Consider the following 6,115-nt stretch of genomic DNA (forward strand, 5'->3'; position numbering starts at 1 on the left):
GGACAGGGCAGGGCTTTTCCTTAAATACCCCGGAATACCCCGGGCCCAGGAGGATCCATGGCAGGGAAGTCGAGAAGGACACAGCTGTCGGCCGTGCTCGGGCTGGCGTGTGCGGCGGTGTTCGCACTGCCCGCGGCGGCGCAGGCCGCGCCCGCCGCCGACCATGCCGACACACTGGCGGCGTTGAAGACGTTCCAGGCAGCCGCCGGTCCGGGCGCGGGCATCTACGCCGGTGACAGCACGGGTTCCTGGAACCTCTCCACCGGAACGGCCGTCATCAACACCAATACGCCCGTCACGCCGACCGACCGCTACCGTATCGGCAGCCAGACCAAGAGCTTCACCGCGGCGACGGTGCTCCGGCTGGTCGACGCGAAGAAGATATCCCTCGACGCACCGATCGAGCAGTACCTGCCGGGTGTCGTCGACGGCAACGGATACGACGGCAACGCCATCACGGTGCGCCAGCTCCTGCAGCACACCAGCGGCATCCCGGCGTACGAACCGCCGCTGCTCAACCCGCCCCCCGCCAACCCGGACGGGTCCTACGCGCTGGACGTGCTGGTACGGCAGGCGCTCAAGCAGCCCCCGGCCTCCAAGCCCGGTACGTGGCAGTACTCCAATGCCAACTACTTGATCCTCGGAATGCTCATCGAGAAGACGACCGGCAAGCCGGTGCACCAGGCCGTCACGGAGCAGATCATCCAGCCGCTCGGCCTGACCCGGACCAGCTTCCCGGCCCCCGGCGACCGCTCGCTGCCCGACCCGGCCGTGCACGGCTACCACGGTGTCCGCGTCGGCCCGTTGTACTTCTGGACCGACGTGATCGGCTACGACCCGTCGATCTTCAGCACCGCCGGAGCGATGATCTCGACGCAGCAGGACCTGACCGCCTTCTACCAGGCGCTGGCCGCCGGCAAGGTCGTCTCGCCGGCGACGCTGGCCGAGGCGGAGAAGACCGTCGCCGTCGGAGCGCCCGGCTCCCCGCTCGCCTACGGGCTCGGGCTGATCCGCCACACCCTGCCCTGCGGCGGCGTGGCCTGGGGACACGACGGCATGGTCCCGGGCTACTACACGGAAACCCTGGTCACCGAAGACGGCCGCCACGCCTCTGTGGTGACCAACGCCCACCTCACCACCAACCCCCCTGTCGCACAGATGTACAACCTGCTGGACAAGGCGTTGTGCGAGAAGTAGCAGAGGCGGCCGTCGGCCGGCGGACGTCCGCGCGGCGCCGGGGCGACGACGGGTGAACCACACGGGGCAGGGGGCGGCACCAGGAAAGCCCTCTCCCCCGTGGCTGACGCACGGGCGCCCCGCCCGTAGAGTGGGCCGGGCGCCATGGCAACCGCGACCCCGGCCGTCAGGAGGCACCGGTGACAACCACCCTCGAACACCGCTTCGTCGAGGTGAACGGCATCAGGTTGCACATCGCCGAACAGGGGCAGGGCCCGCTGGTCCTCCTGCTGCACGGCTTTCCCGAGTGCGGGTACTCCTGGCGTCATCAGTTCGGCCCACTGGCCGAGGCCGGTTACCGGGTGGTCGCCCCCGACCAGCGCGGCTACGCCCGCAGCGAGCGGCCCGAGGACCCGGCCGCCTACAGCATCATGCACCTGACCGGGGACGTCGTCGCCCTGATCCGGGCACTGGGCGCGGACAGCGCGGTGGTCGTCGGCCACGACTGGGGAGCACCGGTCGCCTGGACGACCGCCCGGCTCCGTCCCGACCTGGTGCGCGGGGTGGCCGGACTGAGCGTCCCGCCCACGCCGCGCGGTCCGGTCCGGCCGCTGCCGGTGCTGCGGGCCGCCCTGGGCGACGGCTTCTACCAGAACTACTTCCAGGAGCCGGGCGTCGCCGATACCGAGCTGGCCCGTGACCTGGAATCGACCTTCCGCCGTTTCCTGACCGCCGCTTCCGGCGACAGTCCGTTCACCGATCCGCCGCGGCCCGGCGTCGTGCCCGAGGGCGGCGGCATCCTGGATCTCATGCCGGAGCCCGGGGAACTGCCGCCCTGGCTGAGCCGGGCGGACATCGCCGCCTTCACCCGCGAATACGCCGGGCACGGGGAGCGGGCCTTCACCGGCGGCCTCAACTGGTACCGCAACATCGACCGCAACTGGGAACTGCTCGCCCCCTTCGAAGGGCTGGGCATCGACGTTCCCGCGCTCTTCATCACCGGGGACCGCGACCTGGTGACCGCCTTCCCCGGCATGGACAAGCTGCTGTCCGCGCTGCCCGGTATCCTCCCCGCCCTCCACCGCAGCATCACGCTTCCCGGCTGCGGCCACTGGATCCAGCAGGAACGGCCGGAAGAGGTCAACTCCGCCCTGCTGGACTTCCTGGGCGGCCTGCCCAAGCACTGAGCCTCCGGGAACACCGGCGCGACGACGCCGGACATTCACCCGTCGCCACGAACGCGCCCCTCAGGGAGAGGTCGCGTAGCGGGTGCCGACGTTCCCGGCGTGCCATTCGTGGTTGCCGCCGATCCAGTTCGACAGTCCGGCCATGAAGCGGCCGACGACCGGATTGGCGACGGAGAGCGCGGCCGCCTGTTCCTCGAAGAGGTGGACGATCTCGTTGTGGACCTCGATCGCCTTCTGGAAGGCGTCGTCGATGGAGCACTCCTCCTCGGCCGCGATCACGGTGGGCAGGCTGTAGTGGAAGCGCCCGCTGGCCTGTTCCTTGCGCAGCGAGTAGAGGTCGTTGCAGAGGGTCGTGGCGTTGGAGGACAGTGCGACGGCGCGCTGTACGGCGGGCTCCGCGAAGAGATGGGCGGGCAGCTCATAGGCGCCGATGGAGTCGGTGAGGGTCAGACACGGGCGGAAGCTGTTGAACTGCCTCTGCACCAGGTACTCCCACACGGCGGGCGTGCGGTGCTGGCTGATGCAGTCGCCTTCGGCGTTGTACCCGAGGTAGAGATTGACGATGTCGTGCCGGAAGCGGTGTGCCTGTGCCGGGGTGGCCAGGGCGTAGAAGTAGTCCATGGCCGACCGCATGGAACGCAGGGCCGGGTGGGCCTCGATCCCCGCCCGCCAGTCGGCTTCGTAGCGCGGGGTGTTGTGCGCGGGGTCGATCGCGGCCTGGGCGACGGCCAGCGCCGCGCCGCGCCGGTCCGCGCTGCCGCCGTACTCCGCTTCGCAGAAGTAGTCGTCCACGGCGTTCTCGGCGATGAGGAGGCGGGCGGCGGCCATGAGGTGGTCGATGCCGGGCGCGTCCGGGTGGCACAGGACCACGGACCGCCCCGCGTCGAAGCCGACGAGCGGTTCCCTCAGCTCGGTGCCCGGGTAGAGTTCCACTTCCTTCTCGGCCCACTCGACGAGCCGGGCGTTGACCTCGTCGGCCAGCCCGCGGTCGTCCCGTACGGCCGGCGGGCAGTAAAGGCCTTCGATCCGCTGCGACGCCGGCTGCGACACCGCCGGGGAGGTGACGGCGGCCGGCAGGGCTTCCGCGGCCGGGGCCGCGCCCTCCTCCAAGGTTGCCGCAAGACGCAGGGAGTTCGTCCCGATGCCGGTCGGTCCGGACAGCAGCCGGGCCAGGAGACGGGAAGAGCCGACGGCCGCCTCAGGCGCATCGACCTTGTGGGGGGTCGGCAATGTCATCCGCAACTCCGTTCACAGGCACGTGTCTTGGCTCCGTCGTCGCCGAAGGGATAGCACGGTCCGTGGAGCGGCAACAAGGGTCCTCCCCTTCGCTCATGGACCTGACGTGCGGCTCTGTCACATGCTCAACAACATCACTCACTCGTCGGAGTGAATCGGTCACGCCTGCCGGCTCGAGAGCCGCCGGTCCGTCGGCCGACTGTCCGGCGGCCAGGCAGCAGATGGCGCAATGACGTCGCCCGGACCCGCCTCCTCTCGCCCTACTGAACGGTAGCGGGACATCAGTTCGCGCAGATCAGGCCATCCTCAGCAGTGGCGGATTCCGCTGCCGCAGTGAGTCGATGACCTTCGGGCGCGGCTTCCGAGCGGCATCCGGTGGCGCAAACTGATAGTGCACGTTCCGCTACCCTCGACCAGCATTCTTGCCCGCTGCTTCACTGACGGCGCGCATCTGCGGCAGCGTGCCCGGCCCACCGCGGGAGCCGTGCGTGCCGTGCGCCCCCACGTTGATCGGAAGGGACCGGAATGACGAGTGCAGTGACGCCGAACCAATCTGAGCAGGGCGAAGGAGACGCAGGCCGGGCGCAGTTGAGCCTCGGCGTCGCGGCCGCGCGGAATCTGGCGACCACCACCAAGACCGTTCCGCAGATGCAGAACATCAGCTCGCGCTGGCTGCTGCGGACGCTGCCCTGGGTGGAGGTCGGCGGCGGTACGTACCGGGTCAACCGGCGTCTGGCCTACGCGGTCGGCGACGGGCGGGTGACCTTCGTCCAGGAAGGGGCGGACGTCAGGGTCGTACCGGCGGAGCTGGGAGAACTTCCGCTGCTGCGCGGTTTCGACGAGCCGGAGGTGCTGCAGGCCCTGGCCAGCCGGTTCGAGCAGCGCGAGTACGAGCCGGGCGAGGTCCTGGCGCAGGCCGGGCAGCCAGCGGACCAGGTCGTCCTGATCGCGCACGGCAAGGTGGAGAAGGCCGGTACCGGGAAATACGGCGCCGAGTCGCGTCAGGGGGTGCTCGCCGACGGCGGGTTCTTCGGTGGACAGGTGGTGTCGGACGAGCCCGGCGCGTGGGAGTTCACAGCGCGGGCGCTGACGGCGTGCACGGTGCTGGCGCTGCCCCGGCAGGCGTACGGAGAGGTCGCGAGGCGGAGCGAGCGGCTGCGCAAGCACGTACAGCGCCGCCAGGCCGAAAGGGAGCTCCCGCAGAACAAACGCGGCGAGGCCGACATCGTACTGGCCGCCGGCCACACCGGGGAGCCCGTCGTGCCGGGCACGTTCGCCGACTACGAGCTCGAACCGCGCGAGTACGAGCTGAGCGTGGCCCAGACGGTCCTGCGGGTGCACACACGGGTCGCCGATCTCTACAACGACCCGATGAACCAGGTCGAGCAGCAGCTGCGACTGACGATCGAGGCGCTGCGCGAGCGCCAGGAGTACGAGCTGGTCAACAACCGCACTTTCGGGCTGCTGCACAACGCCGACTACGCACAGCGCATCTCCACCCGGTCCGGGCCGCCCACTCCGGACGACTTCGACGAGCTGCTGAGCATGCGCCGCCAGACCAAGGCGTTCTTCGCACACCCGAAGGCGATCGCCGCCTTCGGCCGCGAGTGCAACAAGCGCGGCCTCTACTTCGGCGACGCCGATGTCAACGGCCACCGCATCCCCGCCTGGCGCGGCGTGCCGATCTATCCGCTGGGCAAGCTGCCGGTCTCCGAGCAGGGCACCACCTCGATCCTGGCGATGCGTACCGGCGAGGAGGCCTCGGGTGTGGTCGGGCTGCGGCAGTCCGGGATCCCGGACGAGTACGAGCCGGGCCTGAACGTGCGGTTCATGGGCATCAACGACCAGGCCGTCATCTCCTACCTGGTCAGCACGTACCACTCGGCCGCCGTCCTGGTGCCCGACGCGCTCGGGGTCCTGGAGAACGTCGAGGTCGCCCACGCCTCCGGCGCCTGAGCCCGGCCCCGCGGCAGACGGCCGGGCCGACCGGTGAACGTCCGCCCCGCCGTACGGGGCGTTCTCCGCCGCGCCCCCATGTGAACGCCCACGGTGCAGCGCCCTGCACCGGCGACACCCCCGAACGTCCTGCAGTCATCGGCACGTTGTAAGGAGTATCCATCATGACCATGACTCCGGAAGCCCCCGCCGCCGTCCTGCGTACCGCGTATCAGCAGGCGGTCGCCGACTACTGGAACAACGAGAAGGACCCGGTGAACCTGCGGCTGGGCGAGGTCGACGACCTCTACCACCACCACTACGGGCTCGGCGACTACGACCCCTCCGTGCTGGAGGGCCCCGAGGAGACCCGGGACGCGCGGATCACCGAGGAGCTGCACCGGCTGGAGTCGGCGCAGGCCGACGTGCTCCTGGACCACCTCGGCCCGATCGCGCCCGGGCAGCGGCTGCTGGACGCGGGCTGCGGGCGCGGCGGCACGAGCATCATGGCCAACGCCCGTTTCGGCTGCCGGGTCGACGGGGTGTCCATCTCGCAGACGCAGGTCGACTTCGCCAACGCC

5 protein-coding genes are annotated in these 6,115 nt (G+C 70.2%); 4 read left to right on the plus strand and 1 reads right to left on the minus strand.

Annotated features, from left to right (window positions below):
* Positions 1-57: 57 nt before the first annotated feature.
* Together K6I34_RS04845 and K6I34_RS04850 are read left to right on the plus strand one after the other, a co-directional pair.
* Positions 58-1,197: a serine hydrolase gene (locus tag K6I34_RS04845; RefSeq protein WP_229322811.1), complete on the plus strand. Its 1,140-nt coding sequence runs from the start codon at positions 58-60 to the stop codon at positions 1,195-1,197.
* A 179-nt stretch (positions 1,198-1,376) separates the two neighbouring features.
* Complete coding sequence (locus K6I34_RS04850; RefSeq protein ID WP_229322812.1) at positions 1,377-2,363, plus strand: alpha/beta fold hydrolase; 987 nt, start codon at positions 1,377-1,379, stop codon at positions 2,361-2,363.
* A 60-nt stretch (positions 2,364-2,423) separates the two neighbouring features.
* Here K6I34_RS04850 and K6I34_RS04855 read toward each other — a convergent pair whose 3' ends face one another.
* Positions 2,424-3,599, minus strand: coding sequence for a family 2 encapsulin nanocompartment cargo protein terpene cyclase (locus K6I34_RS04855; RefSeq protein WP_229322813.1), 1,176 nt, complete (start codon positions 3,597-3,599; stop codon positions 2,424-2,426).
* 525 nt (positions 3,600-4,124) lie between these two features.
* Between K6I34_RS04855 and K6I34_RS04860 the strand changes: the two genes are divergently transcribed.
* Positions 4,125-5,555, plus strand: coding sequence for a family 2B encapsulin nanocompartment shell protein (locus K6I34_RS04860; RefSeq protein ID WP_229322814.1), 1,431 nt, complete (start codon positions 4,125-4,127; stop codon positions 5,553-5,555).
* A 164-nt stretch (positions 5,556-5,719) separates the two neighbouring features.
* The coding region (locus tag K6I34_RS04865; protein ID WP_229322815.1) for a cyclopropane-fatty-acyl-phospholipid synthase family protein at positions 5,720-6,115 on the plus strand (396 nt) is incomplete at its 3' end.

Source organism: Streptomyces sp. UNOC14_S4 (assembly GCF_020740835.1).
Lineage (GTDB): Bacteria > Actinomycetota > Actinomycetes > Streptomycetales > Streptomycetaceae > Streptomyces.

Coding starts and splice junctions, on each gene's coding strand:
- K6I34_RS04845 (WP_229322811.1), top strand. CDS start 58: ATGGCAGGGAAGTCGAGAAGGACACAGCTGTCGGCCGTGCTCGGGCTG.
- K6I34_RS04855 (WP_229322813.1), bottom strand. CDS start 3,599: ATGACATTGCCGACCCCCCACAAGGTCGATGCGCCTGAGGCGGCCGTC.
- K6I34_RS04860 (WP_229322814.1), top strand. CDS start 4,125: ATGACGAGTGCAGTGACGCCGAACCAATCTGAGCAGGGCGAAGGAGAC.